The following is a 16168-nucleotide window of genomic DNA, read 5'->3' on the forward strand; positions in this document are numbered from 1 at the left end:
TCAGGCCGCGAACAGCTCCAGCTGCGTCTGCTTCGGCGCAATCAGCGAGCGCAAGTCGGCGCGGTCGGTGAGCAGTGTCGGCGCCCAATCGAGCGTGCTGATGAAGGGCCGCACCTTGGCGATCGACACGGTGAGCCGCGCGACATCGTCGAGCCGAAGCTTGCGCCAGCGCCGCGACGAGACGATCCGGTCGACCGCCTCGGTGCCGAGCCCCGGCACGCGCAGCAGCAGTTCCTTTGGGGCGCGGTTGATGTCGACAGGGAAGCTGTCGCGGAACTTGAGCGCCCAGGCGAGCTTCGGGTCGATGTCGAGCGGCAGCATACCGTCGTCGCCGGTGGCGGACTGCACTTCCGCCGGCTTGAAGCCGTAAAAGCGCATCAGCCAGTCGGACTGGTAGAGCCGGTGCTCGCGCATCAGCGGCGGACGCTTGAGCGGGAGGACGGCGCTCGCGTCGGGGATCGGCGAGAAGGCCGAATAATAGACGCGGCGCAGGCTGAAGCGGTCGTAGAGCGTGCTTGCGCGCGCGACAATGTCGCGATCGTTGGCACTGTCGGCGCCGACGATCATCTGCGTCGACTGGCCTGCCGGCGCGAACTTTGGGGCGGACTTGAAGCGCTTCGTGGCGTCCTTCGCATCGGCGATGCTCGACTTCATGTCGGCCATCGCGCCCTCGATTTGCGGCGCACTTTTTTCGGGCGCGAGGTCGGTAAGGCCGCGCTCGGTCGGAAGCTCGACGTTGATCGATACGCGGTCGGCATAAAGCCCCGCCTGCCGCACCAGCTCCGGATCGGCGTCGGGGATCGTCTTCAAATGGATGTAGCCGCGGAAGTCGTGGTCTTCGCGCAGGGACCGCGCCACCTCGACGATCTGCTCCATCGTATAGTTCGACGAGCGGATGATGCCGGACGAGAGGAACAGCCCCTCGATATAATTGCGCTTGTAGAAAGCGAGGGTGAGCTGAACGACCTCTTCAGCCGTGAAGCGGGCGCGCCGGACGTTCGAGCTCTTGCGATTGATGCAATAGGCGCAGTCGAAGATGCAGCTGTTGGTCAGCAGAATCTTCAGCAGCGAGATGCAGCGGCCGTCCGGCGCATAGGCATGGCAGATGCCCATGCCTTCGGACGAGCCCATGCCCTGGCCGCCGCGGCTGTCGCGCTTGCTCGTGCCCGACGACGCGCACGAAGCGTCATATTTCGCGGCATCGGCGAGAATCGCGAGCTTGGAACGGGTATCGAGCTGCGCCACACGTTCGATATATGTTCCAGAACTTCTGCTGTCCATACAGGCATTTAGCGGTACGCTTGCCGCGCTCCTCCGCGGCTCCTACCAAGCAGCAATGACCAAGCTCCCGCTGCGCCTCGCCGCCTCCGTCCTCCCCGTCTTCGCGCTTGCCGCCGGCCAGCCGCAGGCGCGCGTCACGCCGATGACGCCGGACGTCTATGCGAAGTACGAGAGCATTCGGCCGGAAGCGGACTTCATCCGCCGCGAAGCAATGGTGCCGATGCGCGACGGGACCAAGCTCTACACGGTCATCTTCATGAAAAAGGGCACGCGGAACGGGCCGATCCTGCTGTCGCGGACGCCCTACAACGCCGGCGGCAGCACCAATCGGACGGCGAGTCAGTCGCTCGTCGACGTGCTTCCGATCATGTACCGCGAGTTCGTCAACGACGGTTACATCATCGTCCAGCAGGACATTCGCGGGCTGCACAACAGCGAAGGCGAGTTCGTGATGAACCGCCCGATCGTGGGGCCGCTGAACAACACGGGCATCGACGAGAGTACCGATGCTTATGATGCCATCGACTGGCTGGTGAAGAATGTGCCGGAGTCGAACGGCCGTGTCGGCACGATCGGCTCTTCCTACCTCGGCTTCCTGACGTTGGCTTCGGAGATCAATCCGCATCCCGCGCTCAAGGCCGCGGTTCCGCAGAGCCCGATGGTCGACGGCTGGATGGGCGACGACTGGTTCCACAACGGCGCCTTCCGCACCAGCAGCCTCGACTTCGCGCTGGGGCAGAGCACCGGCAAGGCCGACGCGGGCGCGCAAGTCCCGCTTCATACCGGCGACGATTATACCCGCTACCTCGAAGCCGGCTCGATCGCCGATTATGCGCGCAAGTGGGACTTCGAGGACGTGCCTTTCGTCCAGAAGCTGTTCCAGAACCCGGCCTACACCGATTTCTGGCGGCTGCAGGCGGTGGACCAATGGCTCGCCGCTCGGCCGCTGACCGTGCCGACCATGCTCGAAGTGGGGCAGTGGGACCAGGAGGACAGCTACGGCGCCCCGGCCGTCTACAAGGCGCTCAAGGACAAATATGAAGGCAGCGGCCTTCTTCACCTGGTGATCGGCCCGTGGCGGCATTCCGGCGCCAACCATTATGGCTATGACCTCGGCGACCTGACCTTCGCCGGCGACACCGCGCTCGAGTGGCGCCGCGACTATCTCAAGCCCTGGCTCGATCATCATCTGAAGGGAAGCGCCGACCCCAAGCATCCGCCGGTGCTCACTTACGCGACCGGCATCGACAAATGGGAAGGCAGTCCGCGCTGGCCGATGGGCACGCCGACGCCCCTATTCCTGGGGGCGGGCATGACGGCGAGCTTCGCAAAGCCCGCGCAGGCCGGGCGCGACGATTATGTTTCAGATCCGGCAAGCCCGGTCCCGTACCTGCCGCGGCCGATCACCGGCGAGGGCTGGCGCAGCTGGCTGGTGCAGGACCAGCGCTTCGCGGACGGCCGCCCCGACGTGATCAGCTACACCACCGCGCCGCTCACCAAGCCGGTGCACATCATGGGGGCGCCCAAGGTCCAGCTGTTCGCCGCCACCAGCGGCACCGACAGCGACTGGGTCGTCAAGCTGATCGACGTCTATCCGAACGAGAATCCTGAGGATGCCGGCCAAGGTGCCAAGCGGGACATGTCCGGCTTCCAGCTGCCGATCGGCATCGAGATCTTCCGCGGCCGCTATGTCGACAGCTTCGCCAAGCCGAGAGCGCTCCGCCCCAGCAAGCCCGAACAATTTAATTTCGAGCTTCCGAACGTCGATCATGTGTTCCTTCCGGGGCACAAGATCATGGTCCAGGTGCAGTCGAGCCTGTTCCCCGTCTACGACCGGAACCCGCAGACCTTCGTACCGAACATCTTCTACGCAAAGCGCAGCGACTACCGCGCCGCGCGGCAGAGCGTCTTCACCGGTGGAGCGACGGCCAGCGCGGTCTACCTGCCGATCGTCCCGTAAGCCTACCGGCTTAAGGCCGTAGCCGGAACGCAGCCTCGCGCGCGCCCGTTTCCACTTGGAACCAAGTGGAGAGTGATCATGGCGGACGACCGCGAAATCGAAGAGAAATTCTGGGAGGAGCTGAAGGGCAGCCCGTTCATCATGCTCGGCGTCGAAGGCGAGCGCGACGGCGCGACCCAGCCGATGACGGCGAACTTCGAAGACCAGGACCGCGAGGCCGGCATCCTGTGGATCTTCACCGACAACACGCACGACCTCGTCAAGGCGATGGGCCAGTCGAGCCGAGCGCTCGCATCCTACACCGCCAAGGGCCACGACCTGTTCGCCAGCCTGCGCGGCACGCTGACAATCGACAACGACCGCGCGACCATCGATCGGCTGTGGAACCCGATGGTGGCCGAATGGTACGAAGGCAAGGACGACCCCAAGCTGACTCTGATCCGGTTCGACGTGGAGAACGCCAAAGTCTGGCTGAGCGACGTGGAAGGCTTCCTGAAGCCGGCGATCAACAAGCTGTTCGGCCGCAAACCGGAAAGCGGGATGGGCGAGAAGGTGGCCGAGCTCAGCCTCTAGGAAGCGACCGCTTCTTCGACCTTATTCTTGATGTGATCCGTCGGCGGCTTGTGAATCGAGCGGTAACGCGCTTCGACGATGCTGAACAATCCGAACAGCAGCAGGCCGCCGGCCACCCCATATTCGACCGGCCCGCGAAGCGCGTCGAGCGCCTCCTCGAGCCCGCCGGCCCCGGCCGCATCGTGGTTGAGCGCCGAGCGGGCGAGTAACCAGCCGACGGTGAGGAAGACGATCCCGCGCGCGGCATAGCCGGCGCGGCCCATCCACCTGACCCAGCTCTCGCGCGCCCTGGTGTCGAGATTGTCGAGGAAGGAGCAACTCCACACCTTGTACAGCTGGACCAGGCCGGCACCGATCAGCACCGCGGCTGCGACAATCAGGACCAAGGTCCCCGCGGGCATTTCCAGCGCATCGGCGGCATGCTTGTGCGCATCACCGGAGTCCGAGCGGCCCTGCGTCATGATCCGGGCTGCTTTATAGCCGAGGAACAGGTAGATGCCGCCGCTGAAACCGGCGGCAATCCGCTTGCGCGTCGACTTGGCGTTGTGGCGGCCGCTGTCCATGCCGAACGCGGCATCGCTCAGCCGCCACAGGCCGTAGCCGGCCATGCCGACGACGAGCACGACCATCAGCGTCGCGCCGAACCCGCGCTGCAGATATTCGAGCGCGCCCGTTACGTCCTCGGTGCGGCCGCTGACGAGCGCCAGCCAGGCGATGACGATGTACAGGATTCCCCGGACCACGAACCCGAACCGCGCCCACCACTGGAACTTGCTTTCGCGGGCGAGGTCGTCTGGCATGCAGGCGTAACGACCCGCGCGCCACCTATGTTGCACAACAAAAAAGCGGCGCCCCCGGAGGGACGCCGCCTTTTGATGTTCAGCTCAGGAGCGGACGCTTATGCGTCTTCCTTCGCCTTGTGATGAATGACGGCCGCCTTGTTCAGGATCTCGAGGATCTTGGCGAGCGCCGCCTTCTCGTCGGTCTGCTCCATCGCGGCCAGCTCGCGCGCCAGGCGCGAGGAAGCGGCTTCGAAGATCTGCCGCTCGGAATAGCTCTGCTCCGGCGCATCGTCGGGACGGAACAGGTCGCGGGTCACTTCGGCGATCGAGGTCAGGTCGCCCGAGTTGATCTTGGCTTCATATTCCTGGGCCCGGCGCGACCACATGGTGCGCTTGACCTTCGGCTTGCCCTTCAGCGTTTCGAGCGCATCCTTCATGGTCTTGTCCGACGACAGCTTGCGCATGCCGACCGAGTCCGCCTTGGCGACGGGAACCCGAAGGGTCATCTTCTCCTTCTCGAACCGGAGCACGTAGAGCTCCAGGCTGGTCCCGGCGATTTCGGTGCTTTGGAGTTCGATGACCCGGCCTACGCCATGCTTGGGGTAAACAACATAATCGCCGACATCGAAGCTAAGCGCCTTAGTAGCCATTGAGTACCTTTCCAGTTGCGGCGAGCGGAGCCGACACGTTTCGCATCGTCCCCCAAAACGACCCTTGCGGCCGTGGCTCTGCTGCCTGTTCTTGGCTTCCCTTGAAGATGGGCCGTGAATTTAGGGCCGCAGCTGAATCGCTGGCGGCCCCGTGTGACGATTTTATATCACAACTGACTTCAAATTGCGAGTCCGAGCTGGAGCGGCTGGCTCTGCGCGTCTTCACACAGATTATGAAGGCCAAGGCCAAGCAGCCTGATGCCTTTCGGCAGCGGATGAAGCGCGGCCAGCAGCGCCTGTCCAGCAGCGGTGAAAGCCGTAAGATCCTGAACCGGCGTGGAAAAGCTTCTTGACCGGGTGATCAGGGTGAAGTCGCCATATTTGACCTTGAGCGTCACGGTCCGGCCGGTGACGTCGGCGCGCTTCACCCGGTCCCACGCATAGCCGGCGATGCGCTCCAGCTCGGCCGCCAGCCGCTTGGGATCGGACAAGTCCTCGTCGAAGGTGCGTTCGGCGCTCACTGACTTGTACGGCCGGTCGGGCTTCACTTCCCGCTCATCGATCCCCCGGCAGATCCGATAGTACCAGCTGCCCGAGCTTCCGAACTGTGCTTCGAGCGCCGGCAGGCTCCACTCGCGAAGGTCGGCGCCGGTGACGATGCCCAGCCGCTCCATCTTGCTCGCGGTGACGGGGCCAACGCCGTGGAAGCGCGCGACGGGCAGGCTGGCGACGAACTCCGGTCCTTTTTCCGGCGTGATCACGCACAGCCCGTCGGGCTTGCGGTGATCGGAGGCGAGCTTGGCGATGAACTTGCAATAGGACACGCCCGCCGAGGCGGTGAGGCCCGTCTCCTCGCGAATGCGGCGGCGGATGTCCTCGGCGATGGCGCGCGCGGTGCCGAGCCCGCGCCGATCCTCCGTCACGTCGAGATAGGCCTCGTCGAGGCTCAACGGTTCGATGAGGTCGGTGTAGTCGGCGAAAATGGCGCGGATCTGGTGCGAGACGGCGCGATAGACGTCGAAGCGCGGCTTGACGAAGACCAGGTCCGGGCAGCGGCGCTTGGCGGTGACCGACGGCATGGCCGAACGGACGCCGAACTTGCGCGCTTCGTAGCTCGCGGCAGCGACGACTCCGCGATGGCCGCCGCCGACGGCGACCGGCTTGCCCTTCAGCGACGGATCGTCGCGCTGCTCCACCGACGCGTAGAAGGCGTCCATGTCGACATGGATGATCTTGCGTACGGGGCGGTCCACGCTTTGCATCACGGCGCTTACCTGATTAAGGCCCGCGGCCATGAACATCCACGAATATCAGGCGAAAGAGCTACTCGCGAAATATGGCGTGCCGGTCCCGGCCGGCCATGCGGCAATGAGCGTTGACGAGGCGGTCGAAGCGGCATCGAAGCTTCCCGGGCCCTTGTGGGTCGTCAAGGCGCAGATCCACGCCGGCGGCCGCGGCAAGGGCAAGTTCAAGGAGTTGGGCGACCAGGCCAAGGGCGGCGTCCGCCTCGCCCACTCGGTCGACGAAGTTCGCGAGCATGCGCAGGAGATGCTCGGCAAGACCCTGGTCACGGTGCAGACCGGGCCGCAGGGCAAGGAAGTCCAGCGCCTCTACATCACCGACGGCGTCGACATCGACAAGGAATTCTATCTCGCATTGCTGGTCGACCGGGAGACTGGGCGGATCGCCGTCGTCGCGTCGACGGAAGGCGGGATGAACATCGAGGATGTCGCCCACGAAACGCCGGAGAAGATCGAGACCATCACCATCGATCCGGCGACCGGGCTGATGCCGCACCACGGCCGCGCAGTCGCCGGCGCGCTCGGCTTGTCGGGTGACCTCGCCAAGCAGGCGGCTCGGGTGCTCGCGGAGGTCTATGATGCGTTCCTCGGCACCGACGCCTCGCAGATCGAGATCAATCCGCTGGCGGTCACGGACAAGGGTCAGCTGATGGTGCTCGACGCCAAGGTCGGGTTCGACAGCAATGCCGGCTTCCGCCACCCCGACCTCGAAGAGCTTCGCGACCTCACCGAAGAGGACCCGATGGAGGTCGAAGCGTCGAAATACGACCTTTCGTACATCAAGCTCGACGGGTCGATCGGCTGCATGGTCAATGGCGCAGGCCTGGCGATGGCGACGATGGACATCATCAAGCTGAACGGCGCCGAGCCCGCCAACTTCCTCGATGTCGGCGGCGGCGCCAACAAGGAGAAGGTCACTGCGGCGTTCAAGATCATCCTCAGCGACCCGGCCGTCAAAGGCATATTGGTGAACATTTTCGGCGGGATCATGCGCTGCGACATCATCGCCGACGGCATCGTCGCCGCCGCCCGGGAGGTTCAGCTCAACGTCCCGCTGGTCGTCCGCCTCGAAGGGACCAACGTGCAGCAGGGCAAGGACATCCTCGCCAACTCGGGCCTGCCGATCATCGCCGCCAACGACCTCGGCGACGCCGCCAGGAAGATCGTTGCCGAAGTGAAGCAGGTGGAACCCGCATAATCGTTTCCGTTCGGGCTGAGCTTGTCGAAGCCCTGCATTTCTTGAAGTGAAGGACAGCCCTTCGACAGGCTCAGGGCGAACGGTTGGAGAGTGAACGAATGAAGCTACTCGTCGCCGTCAAAAGGGTGATCGACTATAACGTGAAGCCGCGGGTGAAGATGGACGGCTCCGGCGTCGATCTCGCCAACGTCAAGATGAGCATGAACCCGTTCGACGAGATTGCCGTCGAAGAGGCGATCCGGCTCAAGGAAAAAGGCGTCGCGACGGAGATCGTCGCTGTGTCGATCGGCCCGGCCAAGGCGCAGGAGACTTTGCGTACCGCGCTGGCGATGGGCGCCGACCGCGCCATTCTCATCCAGACGGACGAAGAGGTGGAACCGCTCGCGGTCGCCAAGATCCTCGCGAAGGTCGCGGCCGAAGAGCAGCCGCAGATGATCATCCTCGGCAAGCAGGCCATCGACGACGACAATAATGCGACCGGGCAGATGCTCGCCGCTCTGCTCGGCTGGCCGCAGGGCACCTTCGCGTCGAAGGTCGAGCCGGCGAACGACAATGTCACCGTCACGCGCGAAGTCGACGGTGGCCTCGAAACCGTGAAGCTGAACCTGCCGGCGGTCGTCACCACCGACCTCCGCTTGAACGAGCCGCGCTACGCCTCGCTGCCGAACATCATGAAGGCGAAGTCGAAGCCGCTCGCGACCAAGACGCCGGACGATTATGGCGTCGACATTGCGCGGCGGCTGCAGACGGTCAGCGTCGCCGAGCCGGCCAAGCGCCAGGCCGGGATCAAGGTGGGCAGCGTCGACGAACTCGTCGAGCGCCTGAAGGGCATGGGGATCACCAAGTCATGAGCGTACTCGTTCTCGTCGAACATGACGGCAGCGCCATCAAGGATGCGACGCTCGCCACCGTCACCGCCGCAGCCAAGCTGGGCGATGTTCACGCGCTTGTCGTCGGCAACAATGTCGATGCGGTCGCGCAGGCCGCTGCAAAGATCGCGGGCGTCGGCAAGGTGCTTACGGCGAGCAGCGCCGCGCTCGAGCATCAGTTGCCCGAAGCCGCCGCGCCGGTCGTCGCCAAGCTGATGGACGGTTACGACGCTTTCCTCGCGCCTGCGACCACGACCGGAAAGAACATCGCGCCGCGCGTCGCCGCCTTGCTCGACGTCATGCAGATCAGCGACGTGCTGACCATCGAGAGCGCGGACACGTTCACGCGCCCGATCTACGCCGGCAACGCGATCGCGACGGTGAAGTCGAGCGACGCGAAGAAAGTGCTCACCGTCCGCACCACGGGCTTCGATAAGGCTGCTGCCGACGGCGGCTCCGCCTCGGTGGAGCAGGTCGATGCAGGTCAGGACAGCGGCGGCAGCACGTTCGTCTCCCTCGAGGCTTCGGAAAGTGAACGGCCGGAACTGACCAGCGCCGGCGTCATCGTTTCCGGCGGCCGCGCGCTCGGCAGTAGCGAGCAGTTCCATGCCTTGATCGATCCGCTCGCCGACAAGCTCGGCGCCGCCGTCGGCGCATCGCGGGCCGCCGTCGATGCCGGCTATGCGCCCAACGATTATCAGGTCGGCCAGACCGGCAAGATCGTCGCGCCCAACGTCTATATCGCGGTCGGCATTTCCGGCGCGATCCAGCACCTCGCGGGCATGAAGGATTCAAAGACGATCATCGCCATCAACAAGGACGAAGAAGCGCCGATCTTTCAGGTCGCGGACATCGGCCTCGTCGGCGACCTGTTCAAGATCATCCCGGAGCTGACCGAGAAGCTCTGACGCTGGACGGCTGACGCGCCCTGGGATAGCCTGAGCTTCGCTCGGTGCTCACAGGGGGAGTGTGCGGTCGTGCGTCGAAGAAATTTGATAGCGGGGTCGATCGTCGCGCCATTGCTGTTGGGCGCGTCGGAGCCGCTGCGCCTGCAGCCGTCCAGTCCGTGGGTGGTCGACTACGCCGACCAGAGCTGTCGACTGATTCGCACCTTCGGGGAGGGCAAGCAGCTGACGAAGCTTTTGTTCCAAAGCGAGGGACCGGGCTCAATCGAAATGATCGTGATCGGCGAGCCAATGCGAAGTTCTGGTCCGGTGATGCGGGCGAAGCTGATGCCCGTCGACAACAAGCTAAAACCGGGCGCGACCGCTATGACAGCCGATCGCAGGCAGACTGCAGCACTATGGTCAGATGTTGATTTTCTGCCGTCCGAGGCGATGGAGCGGGACGAGCAGGCGGCGCGCTATTACGCCGCAACGGGCATTCGCCCGCCGGCCGAGCCGCTGCCAATGCAAGCTGCGAAGAAGGCTGAGAGGCAGAGGTTTGCGAACTAAACGGTCGCCATCTCATTTGAGCCGGGGAAAGGCCGCAATGTCATTCTCGAAACGGGTTCCATGGGCGAACCGCTACAGGCTTTTGATCAGTGCGCTCGCGACTCACTGAAGGATTGGGGGGTTGATCCTGATCTGCAAGAGAAGATCGTGCGGCCACTTTGGGCCGCAGCATCACGCAATTGGATCGGTGCAGACGACTACCCAACGAAACTGGCGGTGCAAGGGGAGGAGTCGACAGTTGCAATTCGGCTTCTCGTCGATGCCACCGGCAAGCCCACAAAGTGCACAAGTCTGACGCACTACAGAGAAAAAGAATTCAATGAGATCACGTGCGCCAAGGCGATGGAGAGGCTGCGTTTCGAGCCGGCCGAGCTATCCGACGGCACAAAGGTACCAAGCTACTATACCCAGCACATCACATTCCGCTTGATGAACTGAATAGGCGCCGGCGCACGATCTTCGCCGCCGGTATCCGCCTCCCGATTAATCGCCGCTGACGTGCTCGGGTTTGCCCTTGCGCTTGGTCGAGGCCATTTTCTCGAGTTCTTTCTCGCTCATCGATTCGGCCATCGACTTTGACGCGCCCTTGAGTTTGCTCTTGGGCGTGTCGCCCCGCTTGGCGGACAAAGCGGCGCCGGCGGCTTTCTGCTGCGCTCCGGACTTAGCTGGCATGATCGCATCTCCTGTTGGTCAGGCTCCGCGAATGAAACGCTCCAGCTCCGCGAAGGCTTCGTCGTCCGGCACCTGACGCGGCGGGTGCTTGCAGAAGGCGGTCGACGGCGCGTGGATCGGTCCGGCCATGCCGCGGTCGAGCGCGACGCGGGCGCAGCGGATCATGTCGATGGCGACGCCGGCGCTGTTGGGCGAATCCTCAACCGACAGGCGCATCTCCAGGTTCATCGGTACGCCGCCGAACAGCTGCCCTTCCATGCGCAGGAAGCAGACCTTGTTGTCGTTCTGCCAGGCGACATAGTCGCTTGGGCCGACGTGGATGTTCTCGTCGTCGAGGCGGCGGTGGGCGACGGACTGGACGGCTTCGGTCTTGCTGACCTTCTTCGACGCCAGGCGCGAGCGTTCGAGCATGTTGAGGAAGTCGGTATTGCCGCCGGTGTTGAGCTGATAGGTGCGGTCGAGCTTCACGCCGCGCTTCTTGAACAAATCGGTGAGCACGCGGTGGACGATAGTGGCGCCGAGCTGGGCCTTGATGTCGTCGCCGATGATCGGGACGCCGGCATCCTCGAAGCGCTTCGCCCAGGTCTCGTCGCTGCCGATGAAGACCGGCATGCAATTGACGAACGCGACGCGGGCTTCGAGCGCGCATTCGGCGTAGAATTCGGTCGCCTGCTGCGATCCCACCGGGAGATAATTGACCAGCACGTCCGTGTCGGTCTCGCGCAGGACTTCAACGACCTCTTCCTTGGTCGGCTCGCGCTCCGCGTCGGCAAGCAGGAAGGTCCGCTCCTCGTGGAAGTTCGCCATATGGTCGGCGACACCGTCGAGCACCTTGCCCATGCGCACCTTGGCGCCCGTCTCGCCGACATGATCGCAGAAGACCGCCGTGCAATTGGGCGGTGCGAAGATCGCGTCGGCGACGTCCTTGCCGACCTTGCGGCTGTCGATGTCCCAGGCCGCGACTATCTTCAGATCCTTCGGCCGGTATCCGCCGAGGTCCCAGTGAGACAAACCGATCTGCTCGTTGGCGCCGCCGTTCGAATAATGGGCGATGCCCTGCACCAGCGAGCTGGCGCAATTGCCGACGCCGACCAGGGCGACGTTGATGTCGGTACGTTTCGGGTCGTGAAGGCTCATGCGGCGTTCCGTTCGGCGGCGAGGCGTTCGTCGCGGTTGAAGTGCAAGGGCGAAAGCTCCGGGGCTTGAACCTCGACCCCCTCAGGCAGTTGCGGCGCGGCGACCCTGCTGTTGCTGTTGGCTGGCGCGTAGCGGTCGATCATCCACGCGCAGAAGTCCGCAAATGCCTGCGGGTCCCTGGCGGGACTGGTGTGGTGCGGGGCGATGCCGAGATGCTCGGGCGTGAAGCAGAAGGTGACGGTCACGTCGAAATCTTCGAGCGCGCCCATCATCCGGTCGAACCAATCGACCGCATTGGGGCGGAAGCTGTCCGCCCAGCTGAGCCCGGTGCGGATGCGCCGCGTGCCCAGCCGCTTCATCGTCGCGACCGCTTCGTCGAGCCGCGGGTCGTGAAAGTGGAACCACTGCATCAGACCGATGTCGGCGGCGTGCTTGGCATAGATGTCGAGCGCCGGCTTGGGCGTGCCGTCCTCGCGGATCAGGCCGAGGTAGAAATGGCGGTAATAAGACGAACCCTCCGCCTCGCGGTGGCGGGTTTCCGCGCCCCAGCTCTGCGGCAGGTCGAACAGCGAATACCAGAAGACGCGCGGGACGCCCGCGGCCTTCAGGAGCTCGATCGTGCGCTCGATCCCGAATGCCTGCACCTCTTCGGCGCCGAAGCTGCTGACGCCCACTTCGGTGACCCACACGGGCTTGTCGGTGACGGCCTTGATCTCCGCGATCTTGTCGGGCCAGGCGCTGAGCGGCCACAGGTTCCAATCGAGCGGGAAACCATGAACGGCGACCACGTCGACCGCGTCGAGCGCGCCGTGCCGTTCCATCCGCCGCAGCCAGTGGGTGTCGATCGGCGACATGCCGCCAAGCACCCGCGTCATTGCCGGATTGACGCTGCGGATCGCTTTGCCGGCCGCGATCACATGATCCGCGAACATCCGCCACTCGGGGTCGATCTCCGGGTCCCAGTGCGACTTGTTGTTCGGCTCGTTCCAGATCATCGCCGCTTCGATCATGCGGCATTCCCCTTGGCCGGATAGACGGCCGCTGGACCGTACTGCGCGTATGGCCGGTCCGCGACGCGGCAGAGATAGACTTCCTCTTCGATGCGGCTGTCGATGGAGAAGCCCGATGCGCGAAGCATCGCCTCGGTGCAGGCGCGGTTCGGCGCCCACCAATTGGTCCAGTCGTGGGAATATTGCCGCTCGATGAAGTGCAGCTTGGGATAGCCGGATTCGAAGAACATCTCGGTGTCGGTGAACTCGTAATCCTCTTTCAGCTCCAGAACCTGCTTCGATCCGCGCTGCATCGACTGGAACAGCATCAAATCCTTGGCGACGTGCTCGCGAATGAGGTCGAGCGCGAGCAAGGGGTGACGGAGGTGGTAGAGAACCCCCATGAAAATGACGAAGTCGAACTTCTCGCCGATCGCGCCGACTTCGTAGACGTCCATCTTCGCAAATTCGATGTCGGCGAAGCCGAGCGTCTCGGTCGCGAGCCGGGCCTGGGCGAGATAGCGGTCATCGCTGTCGATACCGAACACGCGGCTGGCACCGCGCCGCTTCATCTCGATCGAGTAGAAACCGGCGTTGCAGCCGATGTCGAGCACGCTCTTGCCAGACATATCCTCCGGCAGGTGCGGTGCGAACCTCTTGAACTTCGATCCCGGATAGTCGCCCAGGAAATGATCGGGCGCGGTCCACACGCCGTGCAGGTTCATGTTGTGGAACCAGGGCGCGAGCTCGTCGATGCGCCGCTTCAGATCGCGGTCGGCAACAGGTTCGATCCTTCGCTCAGCGACGTTCATCCAGCCCCCTGATCAGTGGGTTCTCTCAACCACCAAACGTCCTGCCGGGCAGATCGGTTCGGGGTTGGAATGACCCGTTCATGTGAGGCGCAACCGTTCAGCGCACAGGTTTGTTCCTTTGGGGGAACAACAAAGCTCTCCTGTTGTTCAGCCGGAACGATGGCGGATGGACAAAAGGCGGTAGGGGGTGCGGCCGCGCAAGAGGCGCCTTGGGAAGCCGATGTCAGCTGGCTGACGGACGATGTGGCGCTCGGCGGCTGCTTCCCGATGGAACGCGCCGACCATCTCGCGCGGGAGCACGGCATCGGCGCTGTCGTCGACCTGCGCAAGGAAGACCGGGACGATGAGGAGCGGCTTGACGCCGCGGGAATCCGCTTCCTGCACCTGCCGACCCCGGACCTGGAACCAGTGACGGTCGAAATGCTCGACGAAGGCGTCCGCTTCACGCGCGCGCACACGGACGCGGGCATCAAGGTGCTGATCCACTGCCAGCACGGGATCGGCCGCTCGGCCCTGCTGGCGCTGTGCGTGCTGGTCGACCGCGGATGGGAGCCGCTCGACGCGCTCAACCATGCCAAGGACAGGCGCTGGCGCGTGTCGCCGAGCCGCTCGCAATATGAGGGCTGGGCGCGCTGGCTCGCCTCGCGCGGCAAGCAGGCGCCCGATTACCACACGTTCGGCTGCATCGCTTACCGTCACCTCGCCGGGCAGTAGCGCGCGGGTGCTGGTCTACGGGGATCATGAAGAGCGCGCGGGCCCGCGCCGCCTGACTGCGGAAATCAACGCGCGCCTCGATGCAGTGGCGGCCATGCCGGCGGGCATCGGGCGGCATGCCGCGCTGGTCGCTGCGCTGATCGACGCCGGGCAGCTGCAGCAGGGCATCGCCGACCATTTGTTTGCCGAGGCCCGAAAGTGCGATCGCAAGCACCCGCTGGTCGAGGACCTCGGGGCCGCATTGCTGCAGCTTGGCCGCGCCGTGTGCCGATCCTGGGACAGCGGGTTTACGGAAGTGGGGGCGCTGCCGCGCTTCGACGTCGGCAACGGCGCGCCGGATGAGGTCACCATCCGCGTGCCCGAGGGGTTCGCCTTCTACGCGCTCTACCCGGAAGCTTATGCGGATGCGGCGCGGCGGCTCGACCTTGCGGCGCCGCCGCGGGTGATCGGGTTGCGCAGCATCGGGACCAGCTTAGCCGCCGTCGTCGCCGCAGCACTGGGTGCGCCGCCGCCGGTCAGCGTCAGGCCGTTTGGGCACCCGGCGGAGCGTGAGATCGACATCGACGAGTGCCTGGCCCGCGAGTTGCTGGACGGCGAGGCGCACTATGTGATCGTCGACGAGGGGCCGGGGCAGTCGGGCAGCTCCTTCGCCGCCGTCGCCCGCTGGTTGCGGGAGCGCGGGGTAAGCGACGAGCGGGTTGCGCTGCTTCCCAGCCATGCGGGGTCGCCGGGCGCGGCAGCGACGGACGAGCGGCGACGCTGGTGGCGCAGCACGCAGCGGCAGGTGGCCGACCATGGCGACAGGCTTGGCGAGCTGGCCGGCGAATGGGCGGCGAGCCTGGTCGGACCCCTGGACGGCCCCGCGCGTGAGATCACCGGCGGTGGCCCATGGGAGCGGCGCAAGTTCCTCGTCGCCGCCAACGGGGAGCGCTTCTTGATCAAGTTCGCCGGCCTCGGCGCGATCGGGGAGGCAAAGCTCGCCATTGCCCGGGCGCTGCACGTCGATCGCCTGAACGCCGAGCCCGTTGGACTTGTGCACGGCTTCCTCATCGAACGCTGTTGCGAGGGAGCGCCCCTGGCACGCGGAGAAAAGCCGATCGGCGAAATCGCACGCTACATCGGCACCCGCGCTCGGCTGCTCCCGGCGATGCGGGAGAGCGGCGCAAGTATCGAGCTCCTGCTGACGATGGTGCGCCGGAACCTATCCTTGGAGTTCGGCGATAGGTTCGAGGCCGCGACCGACCGCTTCGAACCGGCGGAACTCGAAAGGCGCGTGGTGCGCGTCTGCACCGACAACAAGCTCCAGCCGCACGAATGGCTGAGGACGCCTGACGGGCGCCTGCTCAAGGTGGATGCGCTGGATCATCATCGCGCGCATGACCTGATCGGCTGCCAGGACTTTGCGTGGGACGTCGCCGGCGCGATCGTCGAGTTCGGTCTGAGCGAAAGCGAGGCGGCAAGGCTGATCGAAGCCGCCGAGGAACAAGCGTTCCGGTCGGTCGATTCGCAGCTGCTCGACTTCTATCGTCTTGCCTATCTCGCATTCCGGGTCGGGCAGGCGCGGCTCGCGTCCGCGATGGTTTCGAGCGGCGTCGAGCAGGAGCGGATGGATGCGGCGGGTGACCGTTATGCCGCCGAGCTTCAACTTCTTCTTGAACGTAGCAAAGCCGCGACTCGGCCCAACTCCTCGGTCGGTTGATACACGGAACGAACCGGGGCGGGAACAAACCCGCTGCCCAAGCGGTTGATGAAGAAGATCCCGGAAGCCGCTGAATT

17 protein-coding genes are annotated in these 16168 nt (G+C 64.7%); 9 read left to right on the forward strand and 8 right to left on the reverse strand.

What is annotated here, in order from left to right; genetic code table 11:
- The gene (locus VIL42_06735; protein ID HEY8592545.1) at window positions 1-1245 is read right to left on the reverse strand and encodes a putative DNA modification/repair radical SAM protein; all 1245 of its coding nucleotides are present in this window, start codon (window positions 1243-1245) and stop codon (window positions 1-3) included.
- A 91-nt stretch (window positions 1246-1336) separates the two neighbouring features.
- Here VIL42_06735 and VIL42_06740 point away from each other — a divergent pair, with 91 nt between their 5' ends.
- A complete protein-coding gene (locus tag VIL42_06740) occupies window positions 1337-3241 on the forward strand; it encodes a CocE/NonD family hydrolase (GenBank protein ID HEY8592546.1) in 1905 nt (634 codons plus the stop codon).
- Window positions 3242-3319: 78 nt separating this feature from the next.
- Window positions 3320-3814, forward strand: coding sequence for a pyridoxamine 5'-phosphate oxidase family protein (locus tag VIL42_06745; GenBank protein HEY8592547.1), 495 nt, complete (start codon window positions 3320-3322; stop codon window positions 3812-3814).
- On the opposite strand, the gene VIL42_06750 is transcribed toward VIL42_06745, so the two are convergent.
- The 3 genes from VIL42_06750 to dinB form a co-directional block, all read right to left on the reverse strand.
- On the reverse strand, window positions 3811-4614 hold the full coding sequence (locus VIL42_06750; protein HEY8592548.1) for a DUF1206 domain-containing protein: 804 nt from the start codon (window positions 4612-4614) through the stop codon (window positions 3811-3813). The two genes, VIL42_06745 and VIL42_06750, sit on opposite strands and share 4 nt — an antisense overlap.
- A gap of 98 nt (window positions 4615-4712) precedes the next feature.
- Window positions 4713-5246, reverse strand: coding sequence for a CarD family transcriptional regulator (locus tag VIL42_06755; protein ID HEY8592549.1), 534 nt, complete (start codon window positions 5244-5246; stop codon window positions 4713-4715).
- Window positions 5247-5425: 179 nt separating this feature from the next.
- A complete protein-coding gene (gene dinB, locus VIL42_06760; protein ID HEY8592550.1) occupies window positions 5426-6499 on the reverse strand; it encodes a DNA polymerase IV in 1074 nt (357 codons plus the stop codon).
- 40 nt (window positions 6500-6539) lie between these two features.
- Here dinB and sucC point away from each other — a divergent pair, with 40 nt between their 5' ends.
- From sucC to VIL42_06785, 5 genes are all read left to right on the forward strand, one after another.
- The gene (gene sucC / locus VIL42_06765) at window positions 6540-7745 is read left to right on the forward strand and encodes an ADP-forming succinate--CoA ligase subunit beta (GenBank protein HEY8592551.1); all 1206 of its coding nucleotides are present in this window, start codon (window positions 6540-6542) and stop codon (window positions 7743-7745) included.
- A 98-nt stretch (window positions 7746-7843) separates the two neighbouring features.
- Window positions 7844-8596, forward strand: a complete 753-nt coding sequence (locus tag VIL42_06770) for an electron transfer flavoprotein subunit beta/FixA family protein (protein HEY8592552.1) — start codon at window positions 7844-7846, stop codon at window positions 8594-8596.
- Window positions 8593-9522: an electron transfer flavoprotein subunit alpha/FixB family protein gene (locus tag VIL42_06775; GenBank protein HEY8592553.1), complete on the forward strand. Its 930-nt coding sequence runs from the start codon at window positions 8593-8595 to the stop codon at window positions 9520-9522. Before VIL42_06770 ends, VIL42_06775 begins: the two co-directional genes overlap by 4 nt.
- Before the next feature lie 162 nt (window positions 9523-9684).
- Window positions 9685-10068 (forward strand): hypothetical protein, encoded by a 384-nt coding sequence (locus tag VIL42_06780; GenBank protein ID HEY8592554.1) that lies wholly within the window; start codon window positions 9685-9687, stop codon window positions 10066-10068.
- Between the two features lie 60 nt (window positions 10069-10128).
- Window positions 10129-10506 (forward strand): energy transducer TonB, encoded by a 378-nt coding sequence (locus tag VIL42_06785; protein HEY8592555.1) that lies wholly within the window; start codon window positions 10129-10131, stop codon window positions 10504-10506.
- 45 nt (window positions 10507-10551) lie between these two features.
- On the opposite strand, the gene VIL42_06790 is transcribed toward VIL42_06785, so the two are convergent.
- Genes VIL42_06790 through VIL42_06805 form a run of 4 tightly spaced genes read right to left on the reverse strand, consistent with a single transcriptional unit; the run spans window position 10552 to window position 13678 of the window.
- Entirely contained in the window at window positions 10552-10740 is a 189-nt protein-coding gene (locus tag VIL42_06790; GenBank protein ID HEY8592556.1) for a DUF3008 family protein, read from the reverse strand.
- 18 nt (window positions 10741-10758) lie between these two features.
- Window positions 10759-11877 (reverse strand): inositol-3-phosphate synthase, encoded by a 1119-nt coding sequence (locus VIL42_06795; GenBank protein ID HEY8592557.1) that lies wholly within the window; start codon window positions 11875-11877, stop codon window positions 10759-10761.
- Complete coding sequence (locus VIL42_06800) at window positions 11874-12887, reverse strand: glycosyl hydrolase (GenBank protein HEY8592558.1); 1014 nt, start codon at window positions 12885-12887, stop codon at window positions 11874-11876. Before VIL42_06800 ends, VIL42_06795 begins: the two co-directional genes overlap by 4 nt.
- Window positions 12884-13678, reverse strand: a complete 795-nt coding sequence (locus tag VIL42_06805) for a TIGR04290 family methyltransferase (protein HEY8592559.1) — start codon at window positions 13676-13678, stop codon at window positions 12884-12886. The genes VIL42_06800 and VIL42_06805 overlap by 4 nt, the downstream gene beginning before the upstream one ends.
- Window positions 13679-13837: 159 nt before the next feature.
- On the opposite strand from VIL42_06805, the gene VIL42_06810 reads away from it, so the two are divergent.
- Window positions 13838-14392 carry a dual specificity protein phosphatase family protein gene (locus tag VIL42_06810; GenBank protein HEY8592560.1) on the forward strand — a complete coding sequence of 185 codons (555 nt, stop codon included), beginning with the start codon at window positions 13838-13840 and terminating at the stop codon, window positions 14390-14392.
- Window positions 14393-14399: 7 nt separating this feature from the next.
- Window positions 14400-16091, forward strand: coding sequence for a hypothetical protein (locus tag VIL42_06815; GenBank protein HEY8592561.1), 1692 nt, complete (start codon window positions 14400-14402; stop codon window positions 16089-16091).
- The last annotated feature ends 77 nt before the right edge of the window (window positions 16092-16168 follow it).

It is taken from the genome of Sphingomicrobium sp., assembly GCA_036563485.1.
Lineage (GTDB): Bacteria > Pseudomonadota > Alphaproteobacteria > Sphingomonadales > Sphingomonadaceae > Sphingomicrobium.

Excerpts from the sequence above, each read along its gene's own strand:
- VIL42_06740 (HEY8592546.1), top strand. The coding sequence starts at position 1,337 with ATGACCAAGCTCCCGCTGCGCCTCGCCGCCTCCGTCCTCCCCGTCTTC.
- VIL42_06745 (HEY8592547.1), top strand. The coding sequence starts at position 3,320 with ATGGCGGACGACCGCGAAATCGAAGAGAAATTCTGGGAGGAGCTGAAG.
- VIL42_06750 (HEY8592548.1), bottom strand. The coding sequence starts at position 4,614 with ATGCCAGACGACCTCGCCCGCGAAAGCAAGTTCCAGTGGTGGGCGCGG.
- VIL42_06755 (HEY8592549.1), bottom strand. The coding sequence starts at position 5,246 with ATGGCTACTAAGGCGCTTAGCTTCGATGTCGGCGATTATGTTGTTTAC.
- sucC (HEY8592551.1), top strand. The coding sequence starts at position 6,540 with ATGAACATCCACGAATATCAGGCGAAAGAGCTACTCGCGAAATATGGC.
- VIL42_06770 (HEY8592552.1), top strand. The coding sequence starts at position 7,844 with ATGAAGCTACTCGTCGCCGTCAAAAGGGTGATCGACTATAACGTGAAG.
- VIL42_06775 (HEY8592553.1), top strand. The coding sequence starts at position 8,593 with ATGAGCGTACTCGTTCTCGTCGAACATGACGGCAGCGCCATCAAGGAT.
- VIL42_06785 (HEY8592555.1), top strand. The coding sequence starts at position 10,129 with ATGGGCGAACCGCTACAGGCTTTTGATCAGTGCGCTCGCGACTCACTG.
- VIL42_06790 (HEY8592556.1), bottom strand. The coding sequence starts at position 10,740 with ATGCCAGCTAAGTCCGGAGCGCAGCAGAAAGCCGCCGGCGCCGCTTTG.
- VIL42_06795 (HEY8592557.1), bottom strand. The coding sequence starts at position 11,877 with ATGAGCCTTCACGACCCGAAACGTACCGACATCAACGTCGCCCTGGTC.
- VIL42_06800 (HEY8592558.1), bottom strand. The coding sequence starts at position 12,887 with ATGATCGAAGCGGCGATGATCTGGAACGAGCCGAACAACAAGTCGCAC.
- VIL42_06805 (HEY8592559.1), bottom strand. The coding sequence starts at position 13,678 with ATGAACGTCGCTGAGCGAAGGATCGAACCTGTTGCCGACCGCGATCTG.
- VIL42_06810 (HEY8592560.1), top strand. The coding sequence starts at position 13,838 with ATGGCGGATGGACAAAAGGCGGTAGGGGGTGCGGCCGCGCAAGAGGCG.